The sequence below is a fragment of the Pseudomonas sp. MF5691 genome (assembly GCF_016405645.1).
In the GTDB taxonomy this organism is placed as follows: domain Bacteria; phylum Pseudomonadota; class Gammaproteobacteria; order Pseudomonadales; family Pseudomonadaceae; genus Aquipseudomonas; species Aquipseudomonas shahriarae.
In genome coordinates, this window is record NZ_JAEKDC010000005.1 from 35,119 (window position 1) to 53,458 (window position 18,340).

Genomic DNA, 18,340 nt, shown 5'->3' on the forward strand with positions numbered 1-18,340 from the left:
CGCGAGATTCTATCAGCTTGCACGCGTCTGCGTTAGACCCGTGTCTTCAGTGCATAGAGCAATTCCAACGCTTTTCGTGGAGTCAAGTCGTCCAGGTCAAGCTTTGCCAACTCATCCAGTACCGGGTGGGGCAGGCTGGCGAACATATCGCTCTGCATGGGCACACCCGGTTTGCTGGTGGCCTTGGCTGGGCTTGCAACCACGGTTTCGTGGGGCAGGGCGGTGGTTTCCAGGCGGCTGAGGTGCTCGCGGGCGCGCAGGATCACATCGTTCGGCACACCGGCCAACTGGGCCACGGCCAGGCCGTAACTCTGGCTGGCCGGCCCTGGCAGCACATGGTGTAGGAACACGATGCGCTCGTTGTGCTCGGTGGCATTGAGATGCACGTTAGCCACCAACGGCTCGCTTTCCGGCAGCACGGTCAGTTCGAAATAGTGGGTGGCGAACAGCGTGTAGGCCCGCAGGTGGGCCAGGCGCTCGGCAGCAGCCCAGGCCAGGGACAGGCCGTCGAAGGTACTGGTGCCGCGCCCCACTTCGTCCATCAGCACCAGGCTGCGGTCGCTGGCATTGTGCAGGATATTGGCGGTTTCGCTCATTTCCACCATAAAGGTCGAACGGCCACCGGCCAGGTCATCGCTGGAGCCGATCCGGGTGAAGATGCGGTCTACCAGGGACAGCTCGCAACTGGCCGCCGGCACAAAGCTGCCGATATGCGCCAGCAGCACGATCAAGGCGGTCTGGCGCATGTAGGTGGATTTACCGCCCATGTTCGGACCGGTGATCACCAGCATGCGGGTATCGTCGTCTAGCGACAGATCGTTGGCCACGAACGGCGTGGTCAGCACTTGCTCCACCACCGGGTGGCGACCCTGGACGATGCGCATGCACGGCTCGCCGACAAAACGCGGGCAGTTCAGGTCAAGGTTCAGGGCGCGCTCGGCAAGGTTGCTCAACACATCCAGCTCGGCCAGGGCCGCAGCGGTGTCCTGCAGCGGTGCCAGCTTGCCGATCAGGTCTTCGAGCAGGGCTTCATAGAGCATCTTTTCCCGGGCCAGGGCGCGGCTCTTGGCCGACAGCGCCTTGTCTTCGAATTCTTTGAGCTCAGGGGTGATAAAGCGCTCGGCACCTTTAAGGGTCTGGCGACGCTGGTAATCAATAGGTGCCTGCTCGGCCTGCTTGCTTGGCAACTCAATGAAGTAGCCGTGCACACGGTTGTAGCCGACCTTCAGGTTGGCCAGGCCGGTGCGGGCTTTTTCGCGGGCTTCCAGGTCGATCAGGAACTGCCCGGCGTTCTCGCTCAAGGCTTGCAGCTCATCCAGCTCGCTGTCGTAACCGGTCTTCAGCACGCCGCCGTCGCGGATGATCGCGGGCGGGTTGTCAATAATGGCTTTTTCCAGCAGCGCAGCCAGTTCCGGGTAGGTGCCGGCCGTGACAGCAAGTTGTTGCAGGTGCGGCGCGTCCAGTTCGGTCATCGCCTGTTGCAACTCGGGCAGCACGCCCAGCGCGTCACGCAGGCGCGCCAGGTCACGCGGGCGGGCGTTACGCAGGCCGATCCGCGCAAGAATCCGCTCGATATCGCCGATTTCCTTGAGCTGCGGTTGCAGCTTTTCAAAGCGGTAGCCGTCCAGCAGGCAGGTAATGGACGACTGGCGCGCCTGCAATACGGTCAAGTCGCGCAGCGGACGGTTCAGCCAACGGGTCAGCAGACGGCTGCCCATGGCAGTCTGGCAACGGTCGACCACCGACTGCAGGGTATTGTCGCGCCCGCCGGCCAGGTTGGTGTCCAGCTCCAGATTGCGCCGGCTGGCGCCATCGAGCACCACGGTATCGTCCAGGCGCTCATGGCGCAGGCTGCGCAAATGCGGCAGGGCGGTGCGCTGGGTTTCCTTGGCGTAATTGAGCAGGCAACCGGCGGCGCCGATGGCCAGGGTCAGGGTCTCGCAACCAAAACCCTTCAGATCCTGTACGGAGAATTGCTGGCACAGACTTTTCAGCGCCGAATCGCGCTCAAAATCCCACGGCGCACGGCGCTTGGCCCCACGGCGTTTTTCCGCCGGCAGATCCTTTGGCCAATCATCCGGGATCATCAGCTCCACCGGATTGATGCGCTCCAACTCCGCCAGCAGGTTCTCCCAGCCCTTGATTTCCAGGACCGTGAAGTTGCCACTGGTGATATCCAGCACCGCCAGGCCGAACAACCGCTCGTCCCCCAGCACCGCCGCGATCAGGTTGTCGCGCCGCTCATCCAGCAGCGCCTCATCACTCACCGTCCCCGGGGTAATGATGCGCACCACCTGACGCTCCACCGGCCCCTTGCTGGTCGCCGGGTCGCCGATCTGCTCACAGATCACCACCGACTCACCGAGCTTGACCAGCTTGGCCAGATAACCTTCCAACGAATGATAAGGAATCCCGCACATTGGAATCGCCTGCCCAGCCGACTGCCCGCGCGCGGTCAGGGTGATATCCAGCAGCTTGGCGGCCTTCTTCGCGTCTTCATAGAAGATCTCGTAGAAGTCGCCCATGCGATAGAACATCAACTGATCAGGGTGCTGGTTTTTCAGGCGCCAGTACTGCTGCATCATTGGAGTGTGGGAGGACAGATCGGAGGTGTTTTTACTCATTGGGTAGTAGGCAAATTCGTTGAAAGTGATGGGGCAAAGGGGGCGCTTGGCCCAGCATTTTTTGCGATGGCGGCAAGGTTAACATGCGAGGTCCGTGCTTCGCAGTTCACAAACGGCCAGTACACCCGCATACCCCATGCACAAAATATGCAAATTAGCATTTGCCAACCCCAAAAACTCCCGTCACTATCCCCGTTATGCAAAAACGCAACGTTTCAATCGTCTTAAGAGAGCTGCTCGATCGCGACAGGATCTCCCCCACGGAGCTTCACCGGCGTACTGGCGTGCCTCAATCCACTCTGTCACGGATTCTCAGCGGCAAGATCGTTGATCCGTCGGACAAGCACATCTCGCGGATCGCCGATTACTTCCGGGTGAGCACCGACCAGTTGCGCGGGCGCGCGGGGTCGGCGTGGCAGGATGAGCGCGACCCGATGCATTCGGAGCTCAAGGATATAAGCCTGTGGGACGACGACACGCCCGTTAATGATGACGAGGTGTCGATCCCCTTTTTGCGCGAGGTTGAATTGGCTGCTGGATCAGGAAGATTCGTCATCGAGGAAAGCGAGAAGGCCAGCCTGCGTTTTGGTAAGCGCAGCCTGCGGCATAACGGTGTGCAGTTCGACCAGGCCAAGTGTGTGACGGTACGCGGCAACAGCATGCTGCCGGTGTTGCGTGATGGCGCCACGGTGGGGGTGAATGCCGGCAAGAGCGGGATCGGCGATATCGTCGATGGCGACTTGTATGCCATCAATCACAACGGTCAATTGCGGGTCAAACAGCTCTATCGTCTGCCTTCGGGGATCCGCCTGCGCAGTTTCAATCGTGATGAGCACCCGGATGAGGACTACAGCTTCCAGGATATCCAGGAAGAGCAGATCAGCATCCTCGGTCACGTTTTCTGGTGGGGCATGTACGCCCGCTAACCCTTCTCTGTAAGAAACAGCCCGCCTGAGAGCGGGCTTTTTTTCGCCTATGGAAAACCGCCCAGGGCCCACCACTCAAGGGGTTTATGCGCCAATGCATTATCCGAGTAAAAATAAATGCATTTGTGCATTGACTGTATATGCATACATGCATATTCTCCATCTCAAGCCAGCCAACAAGGTCTGGTGGAGGCGGCAAGGATGCTGCCAAGGAAGACAAGGAAGGCGCGCAACACTGGCATGGACGCCACCGAGTGATGGCAAGGACGCCAGGCAACGCCGGCAAGGATGCCGACGCTCTTTAGTTTCACGGTTTTACAACAGGCAGCGATGAACCGGCCTTGACGGTTCAGAGGGTTGGCAACTGACCCGGGTGTGCAGCGTAAAGCACCACAAGCAGTTATCCGGCAGACAGGGATCGTGGTCGGAAAAACATCGAGGAAAGATCCGTACCGCGCCAGTAGCGCCGAAAGATCCAAGGACCGCATTACTGAAAAGCCCGGGCTACCGGGCTTTTTGGAATGCCTACCGACACACCCATCCATCTATTTATCAAAGCACCGGCCACCTGCCGGTTTTACGCATTCCAGGAGGCGTGACATGACAAACGAGCAGCAAGCGTTGGCAGAAATGCCTATCTGGCTGGTGATTATTCTGGCCCTGATCGGCGGCGTGTCCGGGGAGATGTGGCGCGCCGACAAGGAGGGTGCCCGCGGTTGGTCGCTGGTCCGCCGCCTGGCCCTGCGTTCCGGGGCGTGCATGGTGTGCGGGGTGTCGGCGTTGATGCTGCTGTACGCCGCCGGCATGTCGATCTGGACGGCGGGCGCCCTCGGCTGCCTGACCGCCATGGCCGGTGCCGACGTCGCCATTGGCCTCTACGAGCGCTGGGCCGCCAAGCGCATCGGGGTGAATGAGCCGCCCGGTTCGCCCCCGGACTCAAAGTGATCGTTGCAAGGAAGCCACACCATGACCCTCATTGAAAAACCGTCACAACTGCCAATAGCCATCGGCCAGGCCCTGCGTACGGCATTCCCGGCGTTACGGGTGGGCAGCCCGCCGGGCATCCTGGCGGCGGATGAAACCGCCGTGGCAATCACAGTCGAGCGCAATGGCCCGGGCGTACGTTCCCTTGAAGGACGCAAGGCCCATGTGTTGTCGATCTCGCTCAAGGTCATGGCCGCCGAAGGCGCGCAAGCTTTTGACGCCTGTGACCTGGCGAGCCGGCTGATGGACCTGGTGCTGGATAACCGTTGGCAGTTGCCGGCGGCCCAGTGCGATGTGCCAGTCAACATTGTCGCGCTGCCATCGACCCAGGCGGGGGCCGACACCCAGTACGACAGTTGGACCGTGTCCTTCAACCAAACCCTCTACATCGGCCCGCCGCTGCTTGACGACCCTATGGGCAAGCCGCTGTTTGCCCGCACCTGGGAGGTGTCGAATATCGACGACCCCGATCAATACCGGCCCCTACAGGAGTAGCCCCATGTTCGACGCACTGTTACGCCTGCAATTGGCGCCCATCGTCGAGCGCCTGGCGCAGATGGAAACCCAGCTTGAAGACCTCTATCGGCGGGCCGAGAGCTTTTGCCGGATCGGCGTGTGCCAGGAGGTCGACGCGGCCAGCAATACCTGCAAGGTCAGGCATGGCGAGTTGCTGACCCCGGCGATTCGCTTTTTCAACCCCAGCGCTGGGGCGCATACCGAAACGCGAATCCCCACGGTGGGAGAGCAATGCCTGCTGCTCAACTACGGCGGCGGCGAGGGCGGGGGGCAGTCGGTGGCGCTGTTTGGCCTGAACAGTGATCGCTTCCCGCCGCTGTCCAGTGTCGCCAGCCTGACGAGCCGGCGTTACCCGGACGGTACGCAAAGCGCCTACGACGCCGCCGGTCATGTGCTGGATTGGAGCAACGGCCCCACGGCATTCACTGGCTCTCGCGAGCAGGTGGAAATGAGTCTGGGCGCTGCCCGTTTGGTCATGACCGCCGCAAACATCAGCGTGCAGGTCGGTGCAGTCGGCCTGCTGCTGGATGCGTCCGGCGTTCACTTGAGTGGCCCGGTGGTGGACCACCAGGGTCGAGTTATCAGCACGGCATAAGGATTTGCCATGATCGGAATAGAGAGAAACACCGGAGCCGTGGTGGACGACTGGCCGCAATTTGTCCAGCGCGCCACCCGGGCCCTGACCACACCTTTGGGCACACGGCAGAAACGCCCGCTCTACGGTTCGCTGATCCCGCAACTGCTGGGGCAGAACCTGGGCGACGACCTGTTGATCCTCGCCCAAAGCCACGCTGCCCAGGCTTTTTACAACCCACAGAACGGCATCGCCGATTTTGATCCGCAAGTCATCGTCGCCAATCGCCAGGGCGCTGGCCTGTTGCTGCGGTTTGCCGGCACCTGGAAAAACCGCAAGCAATCCTTCGAGGTGGTGACATGAGCATGTTGATCCCCGGGCAGAACCAATTGGCGCCGCCCGACCTGATCGCCGTCGACGAGTTCGAGCCGCTGCTGGCGCAGTTCAAGGCGTTTGTCGTCGATTATGTCGCCGCCCGCGCCCCGCAAAGCGCGGCCAAGCTCAAGGTCAGCCTGGATAACGAAAGCGAGTTGCTGACCCTGGCCCTGGAAGCGTTTTGTGTGCGCCTGCAAACCCATGAGCGCAAGTACAACGCGCGCATCCAGCAGATGCTGGCGTGGTGGGCCACCGGCAGCAACCTGGATGCGCGCCTGGCCGATATGGGCCTGGAGCGCCAGGTGCTCGACCCCGGCGACCCGGCGGCATTCCCGCCCGTGCCGCCGACCCTGGAAAGCGATGATGATGCCCGTCTGCGTTACTACCTGGCCCCCCACGCACCGGCTGCCGGTTCGCGCATGCAGTATCGGCGCGAGGTCTTTACCCTCGGCGAGCGGCCGGCGGTGAAAGTCCACGGTACGGCTGCGGGGGTGGTGACGGTCAGCTATACCTTCGACCCGGATGGCTATGCCGCCCAGGTCAAGGACGGCAACGCCCGGCGCACCGCGCCTGGGCAAGTCATGGTCACCGTGCTGTCCCGCACCGGCAATGGCACGCCGTCGGCGGATTTGCTTGAAGGGGTGCGGCGCCATTTCGCCCGGCCCGATGTACGTCCGGAAACCGATTGGGTCACGGTGCAGGGCGCGCAGATCGTGCCGTACAAGATCCGCGTGGTGGCCAAGATCAACGCCGGCCCGGACTCGGGGCTGACACAAGTGGCGGCCCAGCAGTTGCTGCAGACCTATGCCGAGTCCTGTCACTGCCTGGAAGGGCGTGTGGACCCGAGCTGGATCGACTACACCATCCACACCGCCGGGGCGGCGCAGCTGGAGATTCTCGAGCCGCTGGCGCCGATCATCACCACGGCGTTCCAGGCCCCGTATTGCACGGGTGTCGAGGTGGAGGTGCGCAGCTTATGACTGAACAATCTCCCAGCCTGTTGCCTGCCAACAGCTCACCGCTGGAGAAGGCTTTGGACCTGGGCTTTGGTCGACTGCTCGAACGGGTCGTCCCGCCCTTCCCGGCGCTGATGAACCCGCTGCAAACGCCTGCGCCGTTCCTGCCTTACCTGGCCGCCGACCGTGGCGTCAGTGAGTGGAATGCCTCTGCCGACGAAACCGAAAAACGCCTCACGGTGGCGCTGTCCTGGCAAATCCAGCGCCAGGCCGGCACGCCCAAGGCGTTGAGCCACGCGGTCGAATCCCTGGGGTTTACCCCCAATATTCTGGCCTGGTACCAACAGCGCCCGCAGGCCCAGCCCTACACCTTCGACGTGCAGGCAATCATCGGGCGCAGTTGGTCCAGTGGCGACCACAACCGCTTGATCCGCCGCATCAACGCGGCCAAGAGCGAGCGCGACCTGGCCACCATCACCCTGGTGCATGAAGTGCACGGTGGGCTGCCGATGACCGGCGCCGCCCACCGGGCGTTGAGCGACGGCGAGTTGTCGCTGTGGGGCGCGCTGCCGGAACTGATGCTCAGTTCAAGGCTTAACAGTGCGGGCGTGGCCCAGCACTACACCATTAACGACTACGACCTCAGGGCGCAGCCATGACCGATGACATCACGCGCCTGGTGCGCTTCACCTCCAAGGGATTGGATGAAGTGCTGCAGGCAAAGAACCAAGGCTTGAAAGGCGAAATCACCCACATCGCCGCCGGCACCGGCCGCTACAACCCCACCGGCAACGAAACCGCCCTGTGCAATGAGCGCCAGCGGGTAGCGATTGTGGACTACGAAGACCTGGGCCAGCGCCAACTGCGCATGGCCGCGCTGTTTGATGGCGATGGCGAGTATGAGATTGGCGAGTTTGGGTTTTATCTCGCCAGTGGGACGTTGTTGGCCGTGTATTCGGTGGCGGGGCAGTTGCTGACGTATAAGGCGGCGGCTGCTCGGGTGCTGCAGAAGTTTACGTTGGATATTTCGCCGTTGCCGGCGGATAGCGTCACCGTGATCGTGGGCTCGGAAAACCTCAACATCCTAATGGTGGATGAGTTGGCGTCGCTCTCGGCGGCCAGCATCGACAATATGGCGCGAGGAGTCGGAGTTTTATTTCGATTGATGGCGCTTGAAGCGAAGGCTTAACACAAGATCAATGCACTACAAGGAGTTTAAACATTGAGTACTGAACAGCAATTGGCCGCGGTTGTCAGCGCGGCAAATAATCTGACGGGTGTTGTGACGGGCAAGATTGGCGAGATTGATCGCGCCCTTGAAATCGCACAAAAAACCTACCGCGAACAGCTCGCCAGCTTGAATCAGCGGTTGCCCAGGTTGGCGATTACGAAAAACTTCACCATGGTCCCGGACGCCAATGGCAACTTGGTTGATGGCTGGGATGTTCATCAGCAGGTCACTACTACCAAACTGCGTTCGATCGTCGCCACCTCACAGAGTGCGGGTCGCCCTCAGGCCGATGTCGACTTTATGCGAGAAGTACAAAACGATGTACGCGAGCAGTTCCCGGACTTCGATATTCAGGCTGCCGACTTCTGGCGAAACGCTATCCATGTCTGGCAGATGAAGTGGTCGGACAACCTCGGAAGCCCGTGGCTTGCGTTTCCACACTCCATCGACGCTGGGCGGCTAAGTGGTGGCGGAACCCTGCTTTTGAACTCGATGTTGACGATGGGCGCCTTTGTCCGGGTGGTTGAGGGCGAGATCAAGGGCGCGTGGGCGACCGGCGCCGAGTCGGGCAAATGGCGTTGGTGTTCTTTGGCAATACAGCCGACCGGCGTGTTTGGTCAGTACATGATTATGCACCCGGCACGTGTTTCTGTCGGTGGGACAGTTGAGGTCATGCTTGCTGGCGCCTGTACAGGTGTCGTGACTAATCCGACTGACTGGTCCTGCATGCTGGCTTTGGGTTAAGGAGACCTTTGATGAAACCTGTATTTGCATCTGCTGAACTGCACCCTTTGATTAAATGGAGTGTCATTCGGGCCTCGCGCGACGCCGATCTTTCCGCCAGCGATTATGCGGCGATGCCTGATTACCCCATGGCGGATAAAGACCGCCCGGTGTTCGTCGCCTACCGCAAGGCACTGCGCGATATCCCCGACCAGGGCGCCGACCCGGACGCCGTGATCTGGCCTGAAAAGCCGGCCTTCCTGAAGTAATTCACCCCACCGCGACAGCGGTTTTTTTTCGCCCGCCCAAAGCCCCTCCCGCAGGGGCTTTGCGCTTTTTGCATCCGGAGAATTCCCCCCATGGCCAACCGCCAAACCTACACCGTCCTCATCCCATTCCCCACCGGAGGTGGCCACTGGTCCGCCGTCGGCCAGGAACTGGACCTGCTGGACGTCGAAGCAACCGCCCTGCGCACCGCCGGCCGCCTGGAATTGACCAGCGTGCTGGCTGCCGCCCAAGACACCCCACCGGCCAAGAAGGCCGTCACCAAGAAGGCTGAGTAATCATGGCTGAGGTTTTGAACTTCGAGCATAACGGCATCACCGTCAATGCCAGCGAATCCCCCGAGGCCATGGGTGGCCTGGGTGACAACGTGATCGGTCTGGTCGGCACCGCGCCCAATGCGCACCTGTCGATCCCGAAAAACGCTCCGTTTCGCATCAACAGCTTCACCGCCCAGGCGCTGCTGGACCCGACCGGCGCCGAGTCGGGCACGTTGTTTCATGCGGTGTACCAGATCCTCAAAGTGGTCAAGGTGCCGGTGTATGTGGTGATCGTCGAAGAGGGCGCCACCCCGGCCGATACCCTCAACAACGTGATCGGCGGCAACGAGCCGGCAACCGGTCGCAAACTGGGCCTCGCGGCGCTGAGCAGCGTTCCTGAAGACCTGACCATCATCGGTGCCCCGGGCTTTACCGGGACCAAGGCGGTGGCCGGTGAATTTGCCGCGCTCGGCAAGCGCATCAAGGCCCGTGTGGTGCTGGACGGCAAAGACGCCAGCGTCGCCGACCAAGTGACCTACAGCGGCGAGCTGGGTGGTGCCGACCTGGGTTTCGACCGCTGCCTGCTGGTGCACAACATGCCGTCGGTGTACTCCAAGGCGGCGAAGAAAAACGTATTCCTCGCGCCGTCGTCCCTGGCCATCGCCGCATTGGCCAAGGTCAAGCAATGGGAAAGCCCGGGCAACCAGGTGACCTTCGCCGAAGACGTGTCCCGCGTGGTCGAGTACAACATCCTCGACACCTCCACCGAAGGCGACCTGCTCAACCGTTACGGCGTGAGCTACTACGCGCGCACCATCCTCGGTGGCTTCTCGCTGCTGGGTAACCGCTCCCTCACCGGCAAGTTCATCAGCTATGTCGGCCTGGAAGATGCCATCAGCCGCAAGCTGGTCAAGGCCGGGCAGAAAGCCATGGCGCACAACCTGACCAAGTCGTTCATGGACCAGGAGGTCAAGCGCATCAACGACTGGCTGCAAACCCTGGTGGCCGACGAAACCATCCCTGGCGGCAGTGTGTACCTGCACCCGGAACTCAACAGTGTCGAGAAGTACAAGAACGGCACCTGGTTCATCGTGATCGACTACGGCCGCTACGCGCCGAACGAACACATGGTTTATCAACTCAATGCCCGCGATGAAATCATCGAGCAGTTCCTGGAGGACGTTCTCTAATGTTTACCAACCGAGTCAGACAGGCCATTGCGGCCACCCTCCAGGGCCTGCCGCTGTCGGCGACCGTTGAGGAATTCACCCCGCCGAAGATCGAGTTCGAGATGGAGCCCATGTCCGGCGGGCGCTTTATCGCCGAAGAAATGGCCAAGAGCGCCAAGGTGCTGAACGCCAAGCTGGTGCTGCAAGGCGCCGGTCCCGAAATCATGCTGGCCCTGGGCGTGCGCTTGGGCGAAGACATCCTGCTCAACGTGCGCGAAGCGGGCCAGGACCAGGACGGCAAGACCTACTTCACCTACCACACCGTCGGCGGCAAGCTCAAATCCCTGGAGGAAGCCAAGCTGAAGATGGGCGAAAAGGCCACCACCACCCTGGATCTGTCCTGCCGCACCTACCATCGCCTGGACAACGGCGTGCCGGTGATCGACATCGACGTGCGCACCCAGAAGTTTGTGCTCAACGGCGTCGACATCCTCGGCGATGCCCGGCGTGCGGTGTTGATGCCGTAAGCCCTTCCACGAATCGGAAATAGGCACGGCCAGTGTGGGAGCTGGCTTGCCTGCGATAGCGGTCTACCAGTGACAAATGAGGCTACTGACACAGCGCGATCGCAGGCCCGTCAGCTCCCACATTGACCGTGTCCACGTGTTCAACATTGTTCATCAAGGAATTTCGCCCATGGCCTGGAAGCCACCCCTGCATATCCTGCTGGCGCCCATCACCGCCGACAGCGGTGCGACGATCGAGCAGATCCAACTCAAACCCTTGTTCTACGCCCCACAAAAACAGGCCCTGGCCCGTGCGGGCGACGATGAGGACGACCAGTTCTTCGAGCTGGCCAAACTGGCCACCGGCCTCTCGGAAAAGGAACTCGACCAACTCAAGCGCCCGGACTACGTGAGCATCGTCCAGTACGTGCACGACCTGTCGACGCGCCCGGCTTCGTTCTTTCTGGAAGGTTCCACCGAGCCTGGCGAGGAGGTGCAACTGCTGCTGCCACTGGAAGTGGCCGGCCGCGTATTGACCAGCGTCACCCTGGAAATGCCTGCCCTGCGTGCCACCAAAGTGATGAAAAAACTCGCCACCAACAAAGAGCGCGCCGAGTTCATCACCTCGCACTGCACCGGCCTGATGATCCCCGATCTGGACGGCCTGACAGTGCCGGACTGGACGGAATTGCAGGAGCGCATCGACGATTTTTTAAACAAACCGGCGGACTTCTTTCGCAGCGCGACATCGAAGTAATCCTCGACGTTGTACCGCTGGTTTACTCGGTAAACGAAGCGGAAATTCTCGAATGGGATGCCGCAAAAGCATTGCGCCGCTACGACATCGCGATCAATCGCCTTGGCGTCAAATAGGAGTAGAGCGAGATGCAAGACCCTCGATACACGCTCAAGCTCGCCGACGAAGACAAACGCTGGATGACCTTTCCCGCACTGGCCGAAAGTGGCGCCTTGCAACTGCCGGGCCTGCTTGAAGCACAGGACGAAAGTCTGGTTGGCGCCTCCAGTGTGGGCGTCGCAACCGAGCCGCCGTCTGAGCTAAGCCTGGCTCTGGCCAACGCCAGCCTGCATATCCACGCGTTGACCGAGGAACAGGTGCGCCTGCGCGAGAGCCTGGAAACCCTCAATGGCACCCTGTTTATCACGGGTGGGCCGCTGGGCGGCACGGTCGCTGAAACCATGACCAGTGCGCCGCAAGCTGCGCCCGAAGGCAAGGCCTCGGCGACTGAGTCCTGGTTGAGCAAGAGTTCCAAATGGGTGGGTGAAAGCTTGCTTGATACGGTCAAGAGCCGGGTATCGGGCAAGGTAGTCGATGCAACGCTGGGCAAGTTGCCCTACGTCGGGAAATTGTTCCGGGACGATAGCAAGGACTGCTGCTGCCCTGGCGCCAGCGAACCCTTGACCGGGCGGGCTCGTTACGGGCCCAAAGGGTCAAGAAAAACGGTGAGGCAGAACGGAACTGGCCGCACCAGCCCACCGATGCCGAGAAAAACCTCAGGGACCGGCAGGAGCGCCACTGGGCCCCTGGCAATCATGAGGAGCCTGGGCGAGCGCGCAGGCAAGGTGTTTGACGGCCTGAAAACGGGGTTCCTGGCGCAGGTGACTTCCGTAAGCGCCAGCCTGCGAAGGGTTTCTACCCGTGGGTTGAGCGCAGGCAAGGCGTTGCTATTAAAGAGTGCATCAGCCCTCGGCCTGCGCAAGGCCCGAGCCTCCCGCCTGGTCCCAACCCTGAGCCGGCTGGGGTCTATCGGCGTGCGCAGGTTGACGCCATTGCGCTCCGCCGATGCCGCCATCAACGTCGTCCAGGGCGTGCGCAGCGGCAACATGCGAGCCGTCGGCAGCGGCCTCGGTACCGCCGGTGCCGCATGGGCCGGCGCTTCTGCCGGAGCGGCCCTTGGCACCCTGGTATTCCCTGGCGTGGGCACTGCGGTGGGCGGCGTTATCGGTGGCCTGTTGGGCGGCGAGGGCGGTAACTGGCTCGGTGAAAAATTGTTCGGCCCCAGTGACCGCCTGCCATCGCCCGATGCCGTGAGCAAAGAGCTCAACAGCGCCCGCTCGGACAACGTCCAGGTCACCCTGGCGCCGAGCATCCAGATCACCGGCGTCAACCCTGCCGACGCCCAGCAGGTGGTCGACCGGGTCCTGCAAAGCCTGCAAAACCAATGCGTGCCGATGCTCAGCGATTCACTGGCGGTTCGGCGCAATGCGGCACTGACCGACGGAGGTGATTGATGCGACAGCAGATGGTGTTGGGCGACTTTATTTTCGGGCTGTCCCGAGGGTTCGCCTATTCCGCGCTCCAGCGCAGCAGCGATGGTGGCTGGGGCGACCTGGAGATTATTGCCAGCAAGCCCCAGTCGCGACAGAACGGTCAGAAGCTGGAAAAACTGACCTTCAATGGAACCGCCATGGCGGCCGTCGGCATGCAGCGCCTGGACCAATTGCGCGCCTTGCAGGATGCACGGGCACCGCTGCCGCTGGTCGATGGCATCGGCCGCAATTGGGGGTTGTGGCGCATTACGGCGGTCACGGAAAACCAGGCCAGTGTGATTGATGACGGCACTGCCATGGTGATCAAGTGGACGCTGGTGCTTGAGGAATTTATCAATGCGTAGAGTCCGAAGTATTGCCGGTGATTCGGTCAACCTGCTGCTCTACCGTGAGCTGGGGCGGTGCGATGACGCGGCCGAAGAAACCCTCTGGCGCTTGAACCCCGGGCTTGCCGAGTATGGCCCAGTGTTGCCGGCGGGCATCGGGGTAATCGTGCCCGAGATGGACGCGCAACCGGGTGTTGCAAAGCCGGTTTCGGCCTGGGATTAAGGAGGCAACATGGCAATGGGATTTACCCCGGTCGTGGAGATTTATGGCGCCAACGCGGCCTTGATCAACCCACGGCTGATGCAGTGGAAGCACACCGACGCGGCGGGGATCGAATCCGACCGCCTCGAACTGACCATCAATATCGAGGGCCTGGAAGGCCTGCCGAGCCTGGGCGCCAAGATCGGTTTGCGCGTGGGTTACCGCGAGTCGGGGCTGGTGGAAAAAGGCGAGTTTGTGATTACCCAGCGCACGCCTTACCTGTTTCCTATGCGCCTGGTGATCGTGGCCACGGCGGCGCCGTTCAGCGTGATGGACCAGAGTGGCTACCGCCAGCGCCGTTCCGCCAGCCATGGGCCCACGACCCTTGGAGCGCTGTTTCGCCAACTGGCGACGCGGCATGGGTTTTCGCCCAGGGTGGCGCCGTCGCTGGATGGGATTGCGATTGATCATATCGACCAGTCCAACGAGACGGACATGGGCTTTATCACCCGCCTGGCCGGGCGTTACAACGCGGTGACCAAGCCGGTCAACGAGCTGTATGTGCTGGCGGAAAGCGGCCAGGTCAAGTCGCTCTCGGGCCAGCAACTGCCGGATGTGCGGCTGTCGGTGACCCATGACAACCGTCCCGGCGAGCAGGCGTTTATCAGTGCCCGGGTTGATGAAAATGCACGCGCTAAATACCAGGGGTGCCGTGTCAGTTGGTGGGATGCCGCGGCCTCTCGCCAGCGCGTGGTCGAGGTGGGGATCGCGCCGTTCAAGACGTTGCGCCAACGGTGCCAGAGTGAAACCGAAGCGCGCTCAGTGGCACAGGGCGAGTTGCGCCGGGTGGGGCGTGAAGGTTTGAGCATCACCATCGACTGCCCTGGTAACCCGTTGCTGTCCGCCGAAGGCCTGTTGTTGCTGGATGAAACCTGGCCGGGCTATATGCAGGGGCGCTGGTCGATTGACAAGGTGACCCATGTAGGCGACACGACGACGGGGTATCGCAGTTCGATCATGGCCCGTGGATTGGCCTCTTAAATGGTTGGAGATCAAGGATGATCACGCTGACGCAGTTGCAACAGATCCTGCCTAACGCCCGCGCCCAAGCGGGCGTTTTTATTCTGGCGCTGAACGCCGCCATGCTCCATCGACACATCACCGGGCCTAAGCGGATGGCGGCCTTTATCGCCCAGGTCGGGCACGAGTCCGGCGAGCTGCGTTACGTGCGTGAACTGGGCGGCGAGCGCTACCTGAGCAAATACGACACGGGCGCCTTGGCTGCACGCCTGGGCAACACTCCCGACGCCGACGGTGACGGCCAGAAGTACCGGGGCCGCGGCTTGATCCAGATTACCGGGCGACGCAATTACCTGGCCTGCAGCCGGGCGCTGTTTGGCGATGAACGTCTGCTGCATTTCCCCGAACTGCTGGAGCAGCCGCAATGGGCGGCCGAATCCGCCGCCTGGTTCTGGCACAGCAATGGCTTGAATGAATTGGCGGACCAGGACCAATTCACCACCATCACCCGCCGTATCAATGGTGGCCTCAACGGACTGGAGCACCGCCAACAGTTGTGGGAAAAGGCGAGGGCGGTGTTATGCCGTTGAGCGGGCGCATATGGGCGGTTGCCCTGCTGATGGCTATCTCGGCGGCAGCCAGTTGGCAGGTCCAGGCCTGGCGTCATGGCCTGGCCTTTGAGCGCCAGGCCGCACGGCATTCAGCCCTGCTCAACCGGCAAAGCCAGGAAGCACAGGGCCAATACCGGGCCGAACAGGATAGGCGTCGGGCGTTGGAGCAACAGCTTCACGCCAGCGATCAACAACACACGCGGGAGTTGAGCGATGCACAGCGTCACCAGGTTTATCTGCGCGATCGGTTGGCCACTGCTGATGTGCGCTTGTCAGTCCTTCTCGACGCCACCGACCCCGCCAATGGCCGCGCAATGCCGGCCACCGCCGCCGGCAGCGTGGTTCATGGAGCCCCGCGAGGTCGACTTGACCCGGCGCATGCTCAACGAATTATCGGCATCACCGATGCCGGCGATAACGGACTGATCGCGTTGCGGGCCTGCCAGGCGTATGTAAGTGCCATCACCCGGTAATCTGTTGAAGCCGTCTGCAGCTTGCGTGGCCGATGGGCTCCTGTAGGGTAGGCAAACCCCCGCACTTTCCTGGAGACGACCGTGAAGGAAATTACCCAACTCGCCGCCGAACTTGGCCGACGTTTGCAGGTGCTCAATGCCCACGTCACCACCGCCGAATCCTGCACCGGTGGTGGCATCGCCGAAGCCATCACCCGTATCCCGGGGAGTTCGGCCTGGTTCGAGGCCGGGTATGTGACCTATTCCAATCGCCAGAAGACCCGTCAGCTCAATGTGCCGGAGGGGCTGTTCCCCAAGGTCGGCGCGGTGAGCCGTGAAGTGGTCGAGGCCATGGCCCGGGGCGCCCAGGAAAAAAGCCTGGCGCGGTTTGCGGTGGCGGTCAGCGGCGTGGCGGGCCCCGATGGCGGCTCGCCGGACAAACCGGTGGGCACTGTCTGGCTGGCCTGGGGTGTCGGTGACGAGGTTACGGCTGAGTGCGAGCACTTCCCCGGCAACCGCGACGAGGTCCGCCGACAAACGGTAAAAGCCGCATTAGAGGGGCTGTTGCGACGAGCTGCAGCAGAAATAGAAAATCAGGGGTAGGCGATCCCCGATCTTTATGGAACAATACTGTCTACTTATACAGGTGTTGGCCGTCAGGCCTTATTGATTACGTGAGGACTTTAATGGACGACAACAAGAAGAAAGCCTTGGCTGCGGCCCTGGGTCAGATCGAACGTCAATTCGGCAAGGGTGCCGTAATGCGTATGGGCGATCACGACCGTCAGGCGATCCCGGCTATTTCCACTGGCTCTCTGGGTCTGGACATCGCGCTCGGCATTGGCGGCCTGCCAAAAGGCCGTATCGTTGAAATCTACGGTCCGGAGTCTTCTGGTAAAACCACCCTGACCCTGTCGGTGATTGCCCAGGCACAAAAAATGGGCGCCACTTGTGCGTTCGTCGATGCCGAGCACGCCCTGGATCCTGAATATGCTGGCAAGCTGGGCGTCAATGTCGACGACCTGCTGGTTTCGCAGCCGGACACCGGCGAGCAAGCCCTGGAAATCACCGACATGCTGGTGCGCTCCAACGCCATCGACGTGATCGTGGTCGACTCCGTGGCAGCCCTGGTACCAAAGGCTGAAATCGAAGGCGAAATGGGCGACATGCACGTCGGCCTGCAAGCCCGTCTGATGTCCCAGGCGCTGCGTAAAATCACCGGTAACATCAAGAACGCCAACTGCCTGGTGATCTTCATCAACCAGATTCGGATGAAGATCGGCGTGATGTTCGGCAGCCCGGAAACCACCACCGGTGGTAACGCGCTGAAGTTCTACGCTTCGGTCCGTCTGGACATCCGCCGTACCGGCGCGGTGAAGGAAGGTGACGAGGTTGTCGGTAGCGAAACCCGCGTCAAGGTTGTGAAGAACAAGGTGGCTCCGCCATTCCGTCAGGCTGAGTTCCAGATCCTCTACGGCAAAGGTATTTACCTGAACGGCGAGATGATCGACCTGGGCGTGCTGCACGGCTTTGTCGAGAAGTCCGGTGCCTGGTATGCCTACAACGGTAGCAAGATCGGTCAGGGCAAGGCCAACTCGGCCAAGTTCCTGCAGGACAACCCGGATATCGCGGCGACCCTCGAGAAGCAGATCCGCGACAAGCTGCTGACCCCGGCGCCAGACGTCAAGGCAGCAGCCAACCGCGAACCTGTTGATGACATGGCAGAAGCCGACGCTGATATCTGAGTCCAACTATGACAGTTGTACTCGATACGCTGGTTGCCGTACGGCGTACGGCAATGGACCTGCTCGCACGACGCGAGCACGGTCGTGTCGAGCTGACGCGTAAACTGCGTCAGCGTGGCGCCCCTCCCGAAATGATCGAAACAGCCCTCGACCGCTTGACGGAAGAGGGGCTGCTTTCCGAAGCCCGTTATCTCGAAAGTTTTGTTTCCTACCGGGCACGCTCGGGCTACGGCCCTGCGCGGATTCGCGAGGAACTGAGTCAGCGGGGCTTGCAGCGCGCCGATATTGAACTGGCGTTGCGTGAGTGTGGCATCAGTTGGCAAACGCAACTGGAAGACACCTGGCGTCGCAAGTTTGCCGGCCATCTGCCGATTGATGCCCGTGAGCGTGCCAAGCAAGGGCGCTTTTTGAGCTATCGCGGGTTTTCAATGGAGATGATCAGCCGCTTGTTGAGCGGCCGAGATCTGGACGACTGATTCTTCGGCAAGCGGCGATCAAAGGGGCTCGACAGCTCCCACATAAAACAGCACTAAAACAAAAGGCCCGCTATGAAAATAGCGGGCCTTTTT

Annotated in this window: 24 protein-coding genes; 23 read left to right on the forward strand and 1 reads right to left on the reverse strand. The window is 61.5% G+C overall.

Annotation, left to right across the window (positions count from 1 at the left end; all coding sequences use genetic code 11):
- Positions 1 to 32: 32 nt before the first annotated feature.
- A complete protein-coding gene (gene mutS, locus JFT44_RS09320; protein ID WP_198818150.1) occupies positions 33 to 2,624 on the reverse strand; it encodes a DNA mismatch repair protein MutS in 2,592 nt (863 codons plus the stop codon).
- A 197-nt stretch (positions 2,625 to 2,821) separates the two neighbouring features.
- Between mutS and JFT44_RS09325 the strand changes: the two genes are divergently transcribed.
- The 23 genes from JFT44_RS09325 (at position 2,822) to recX (ending at position 18,247) form a co-directional block, all read left to right on the forward strand.
- On the forward strand, positions 2,822 to 3,550 hold the full coding sequence (locus JFT44_RS09325; RefSeq protein WP_198830581.1) for an XRE family transcriptional regulator: 729 nt from the start codon (positions 2,822 to 2,824) through the stop codon (positions 3,548 to 3,550).
- A gap of 600 nt (positions 3,551 to 4,150) precedes the next feature.
- The gene (locus JFT44_RS09330; protein ID WP_057439345.1) at positions 4,151 to 4,495 is read left to right on the forward strand and encodes a phage holin family protein; all 345 of its coding nucleotides are present in this window, start codon (positions 4,151 to 4,153) and stop codon (positions 4,493 to 4,495) included.
- 21 nt (positions 4,496 to 4,516) lie between these two features.
- On the forward strand, positions 4,517 to 5,029 hold the full coding sequence (locus JFT44_RS09335) for a hypothetical protein (RefSeq protein ID WP_057439346.1): 513 nt from the start codon (positions 4,517 to 4,519) through the stop codon (positions 5,027 to 5,029).
- A 4-nt stretch (positions 5,030 to 5,033) separates the two neighbouring features.
- On the forward strand, positions 5,034 to 5,645 hold the full coding sequence (locus JFT44_RS09340) for a phage baseplate assembly protein V (RefSeq protein WP_198792080.1): 612 nt from the start codon (positions 5,034 to 5,036) through the stop codon (positions 5,643 to 5,645).
- A gap of 9 nt (positions 5,646 to 5,654) precedes the next feature.
- Positions 5,655 to 5,987: a hypothetical protein gene (locus tag JFT44_RS09345; RefSeq protein WP_057439347.1), complete on the forward strand. Its 333-nt coding sequence runs from the start codon at positions 5,655 to 5,657 to the stop codon at positions 5,985 to 5,987.
- Positions 5,984 to 6,979 carry a baseplate J/gp47 family protein gene (locus JFT44_RS09350; protein WP_057439348.1) on the forward strand — a complete coding sequence of 332 codons (996 nt, stop codon included), beginning with the start codon at positions 5,984 to 5,986 and terminating at the stop codon, positions 6,977 to 6,979. The genes JFT44_RS09345 and JFT44_RS09350 overlap by 4 nt, the downstream gene beginning before the upstream one ends.
- Positions 6,976 to 7,614, forward strand: coding sequence for a phage tail protein I (locus tag JFT44_RS09355; protein ID WP_057439349.1), 639 nt, complete (start codon positions 6,976 to 6,978; stop codon positions 7,612 to 7,614). The genes JFT44_RS09350 and JFT44_RS09355 overlap by 4 nt, the downstream gene beginning before the upstream one ends.
- Positions 7,611 to 8,144, forward strand: a complete 534-nt coding sequence (locus tag JFT44_RS09360; protein WP_198830582.1) for a phage tail protein — start codon at positions 7,611 to 7,613, stop codon at positions 8,142 to 8,144. The genes JFT44_RS09355 and JFT44_RS09360 overlap by 4 nt, the downstream gene beginning before the upstream one ends.
- A 33-nt stretch (positions 8,145 to 8,177) precedes the next feature.
- Positions 8,178 to 8,930: a hypothetical protein gene (locus JFT44_RS09365; RefSeq protein ID WP_198830583.1), complete on the forward strand. Its 753-nt coding sequence runs from the start codon at positions 8,178 to 8,180 to the stop codon at positions 8,928 to 8,930.
- A gap of 11 nt (positions 8,931 to 8,941) precedes the next feature.
- Positions 8,942 to 9,178 carry a tail fiber assembly protein gene (locus JFT44_RS09370; protein WP_198830584.1) on the forward strand — a complete coding sequence of 79 codons (237 nt, stop codon included), beginning with the start codon at positions 8,942 to 8,944 and terminating at the stop codon, positions 9,176 to 9,178.
- Between the two features lie 90 nt (positions 9,179 to 9,268).
- The gene (locus JFT44_RS09375) at positions 9,269 to 9,472 is read left to right on the forward strand and encodes a hypothetical protein (RefSeq protein ID WP_057444703.1); all 204 of its coding nucleotides are present in this window, start codon (positions 9,269 to 9,271) and stop codon (positions 9,470 to 9,472) included.
- 2 nt (positions 9,473 to 9,474) lie between these two features.
- Positions 9,475 to 10,641: a phage tail protein gene (locus JFT44_RS09380; RefSeq protein ID WP_128593208.1), complete on the forward strand. Its 1,167-nt coding sequence runs from the start codon at positions 9,475 to 9,477 to the stop codon at positions 10,639 to 10,641.
- Positions 10,641 to 11,147, forward strand: a complete 507-nt coding sequence (locus JFT44_RS09385) for a phage major tail tube protein (protein WP_198830585.1) — start codon at positions 10,641 to 10,643, stop codon at positions 11,145 to 11,147. The genes JFT44_RS09380 and JFT44_RS09385 overlap by 1 nt, the downstream gene beginning before the upstream one ends.
- A gap of 169 nt (positions 11,148 to 11,316) precedes the next feature.
- A complete protein-coding gene (locus JFT44_RS09390; protein ID WP_057439353.1) occupies positions 11,317 to 11,883 on the forward strand; it encodes a phage tail assembly protein in 567 nt (188 codons plus the stop codon).
- Positions 11,884 to 12,011: 128 nt separating this feature from the next.
- On the forward strand, positions 12,012 to 13,376 hold the full coding sequence (locus JFT44_RS09395; RefSeq protein WP_198830586.1) for a tail tape measure protein: 1,365 nt from the start codon (positions 12,012 to 12,014) through the stop codon (positions 13,374 to 13,376).
- Positions 13,376 to 13,759, forward strand: a complete 384-nt coding sequence (locus JFT44_RS09400; protein ID WP_115128871.1) for a phage tail protein — start codon at positions 13,376 to 13,378, stop codon at positions 13,757 to 13,759. Before JFT44_RS09395 ends, JFT44_RS09400 begins: the two co-directional genes overlap by 1 nt.
- A complete protein-coding gene (locus tag JFT44_RS09405; RefSeq protein WP_057439355.1) occupies positions 13,752 to 13,964 on the forward strand; it encodes a tail protein X in 213 nt (70 codons plus the stop codon). Before JFT44_RS09400 ends, JFT44_RS09405 begins: the two co-directional genes overlap by 8 nt.
- Before the next feature lie 9 nt (positions 13,965 to 13,973).
- Entirely contained in the window at positions 13,974 to 14,984 is a 1,011-nt protein-coding gene (locus tag JFT44_RS09410) for a contractile injection system protein, VgrG/Pvc8 family (protein ID WP_057439356.1), read from the forward strand.
- 17 nt (positions 14,985 to 15,001) lie between these two features.
- Positions 15,002 to 15,553: a glycoside hydrolase family 19 protein gene (locus tag JFT44_RS09415; RefSeq protein WP_198830587.1), complete on the forward strand. Its 552-nt coding sequence runs from the start codon at positions 15,002 to 15,004 to the stop codon at positions 15,551 to 15,553.
- Complete coding sequence (locus JFT44_RS09420; RefSeq protein WP_057958627.1) at positions 15,544 to 16,047, forward strand: lysis system i-spanin subunit Rz; 504 nt, start codon at positions 15,544 to 15,546, stop codon at positions 16,045 to 16,047. The genes JFT44_RS09415 and JFT44_RS09420 overlap by 10 nt, the downstream gene beginning before the upstream one ends.
- Before the next feature lie 81 nt (positions 16,048 to 16,128).
- Positions 16,129 to 16,629: a CinA family protein gene (locus JFT44_RS09425; protein WP_057958628.1), complete on the forward strand. Its 501-nt coding sequence runs from the start codon at positions 16,129 to 16,131 to the stop codon at positions 16,627 to 16,629.
- A gap of 83 nt (positions 16,630 to 16,712) precedes the next feature.
- Positions 16,713 to 17,771, forward strand: a complete 1,059-nt coding sequence (gene recA / locus JFT44_RS09430) for a recombinase RecA (protein ID WP_029295312.1) — start codon at positions 16,713 to 16,715, stop codon at positions 17,769 to 17,771.
- An 8-nt stretch (positions 17,772 to 17,779) separates the two neighbouring features.
- Positions 17,780 to 18,247 (forward strand): recombination regulator RecX, encoded by a 468-nt coding sequence (gene recX / locus JFT44_RS09435; RefSeq protein ID WP_057439357.1) that lies wholly within the window; start codon positions 17,780 to 17,782, stop codon positions 18,245 to 18,247.
- Positions 18,248 to 18,340: the final 93 nt, after the last annotated feature.

Bases quoted from the DNA above. Each gene is read 5' to 3' on its own strand.
- mutS (WP_198818150.1), bottom strand. From the start codon at position 2,624: ATGAGTAAAAACACCTCCGATCTGTCCTCCCACACTCCAATGATGCAG.
- JFT44_RS09330 (WP_057439345.1), top strand. From the start codon at position 4,151: ATGACAAACGAGCAGCAAGCGTTGGCAGAAATGCCTATCTGGCTGGTG.
- JFT44_RS09405 (WP_057439355.1), top strand. From the start codon at position 13,752: ATGCGTAGAGTCCGAAGTATTGCCGGTGATTCGGTCAACCTGCTGCTC.
- JFT44_RS09350 (WP_057439348.1), top strand. From the start codon at position 5,984: ATGAGCATGTTGATCCCCGGGCAGAACCAATTGGCGCCGCCCGACCTG.
- recA (WP_029295312.1), top strand. From the start codon at position 16,713: ATGGACGACAACAAGAAGAAAGCCTTGGCTGCGGCCCTGGGTCAGATC.
- JFT44_RS09380 (WP_128593208.1), top strand. From the start codon at position 9,475: ATGGCTGAGGTTTTGAACTTCGAGCATAACGGCATCACCGTCAATGCC.
- JFT44_RS09415 (WP_198830587.1), top strand. From the start codon at position 15,002: ATGATCACGCTGACGCAGTTGCAACAGATCCTGCCTAACGCCCGCGCC.
- JFT44_RS09345 (WP_057439347.1), top strand. From the start codon at position 5,655: ATGATCGGAATAGAGAGAAACACCGGAGCCGTGGTGGACGACTGGCCG.
- JFT44_RS09335 (WP_057439346.1), top strand. From the start codon at position 4,517: ATGACCCTCATTGAAAAACCGTCACAACTGCCAATAGCCATCGGCCAG.
- JFT44_RS09325 (WP_198830581.1), top strand. From the start codon at position 2,822: ATGCAAAAACGCAACGTTTCAATCGTCTTAAGAGAGCTGCTCGATCGC.
- JFT44_RS09370 (WP_198830584.1), top strand. From the start codon at position 8,942: ATGAAACCTGTATTTGCATCTGCTGAACTGCACCCTTTGATTAAATGG.
- JFT44_RS09400 (WP_115128871.1), top strand. From the start codon at position 13,376: ATGCGACAGCAGATGGTGTTGGGCGACTTTATTTTCGGGCTGTCCCGA.
- JFT44_RS09420 (WP_057958627.1), top strand. From the start codon at position 15,544: ATGCCGTTGAGCGGGCGCATATGGGCGGTTGCCCTGCTGATGGCTATC.
- JFT44_RS09375 (WP_057444703.1), top strand. From the start codon at position 9,269: ATGGCCAACCGCCAAACCTACACCGTCCTCATCCCATTCCCCACCGGA.
- JFT44_RS09395 (WP_198830586.1), top strand. From the start codon at position 12,012: ATGCAAGACCCTCGATACACGCTCAAGCTCGCCGACGAAGACAAACGC.
- JFT44_RS09355 (WP_057439349.1), top strand. From the start codon at position 6,976: ATGACTGAACAATCTCCCAGCCTGTTGCCTGCCAACAGCTCACCGCTG.
- JFT44_RS09360 (WP_198830582.1), top strand. From the start codon at position 7,611: ATGACCGATGACATCACGCGCCTGGTGCGCTTCACCTCCAAGGGATTG.
- JFT44_RS09410 (WP_057439356.1), top strand. From the start codon at position 13,974: ATGGCAATGGGATTTACCCCGGTCGTGGAGATTTATGGCGCCAACGCG.
- JFT44_RS09390 (WP_057439353.1), top strand. From the start codon at position 11,317: ATGGCCTGGAAGCCACCCCTGCATATCCTGCTGGCGCCCATCACCGCC.
- recX (WP_057439357.1), top strand. From the start codon at position 17,780: ATGACAGTTGTACTCGATACGCTGGTTGCCGTACGGCGTACGGCAATG.
- JFT44_RS09340 (WP_198792080.1), top strand. From the start codon at position 5,034: ATGTTCGACGCACTGTTACGCCTGCAATTGGCGCCCATCGTCGAGCGC.
- JFT44_RS09385 (WP_198830585.1), top strand. From the start codon at position 10,641: ATGTTTACCAACCGAGTCAGACAGGCCATTGCGGCCACCCTCCAGGGC.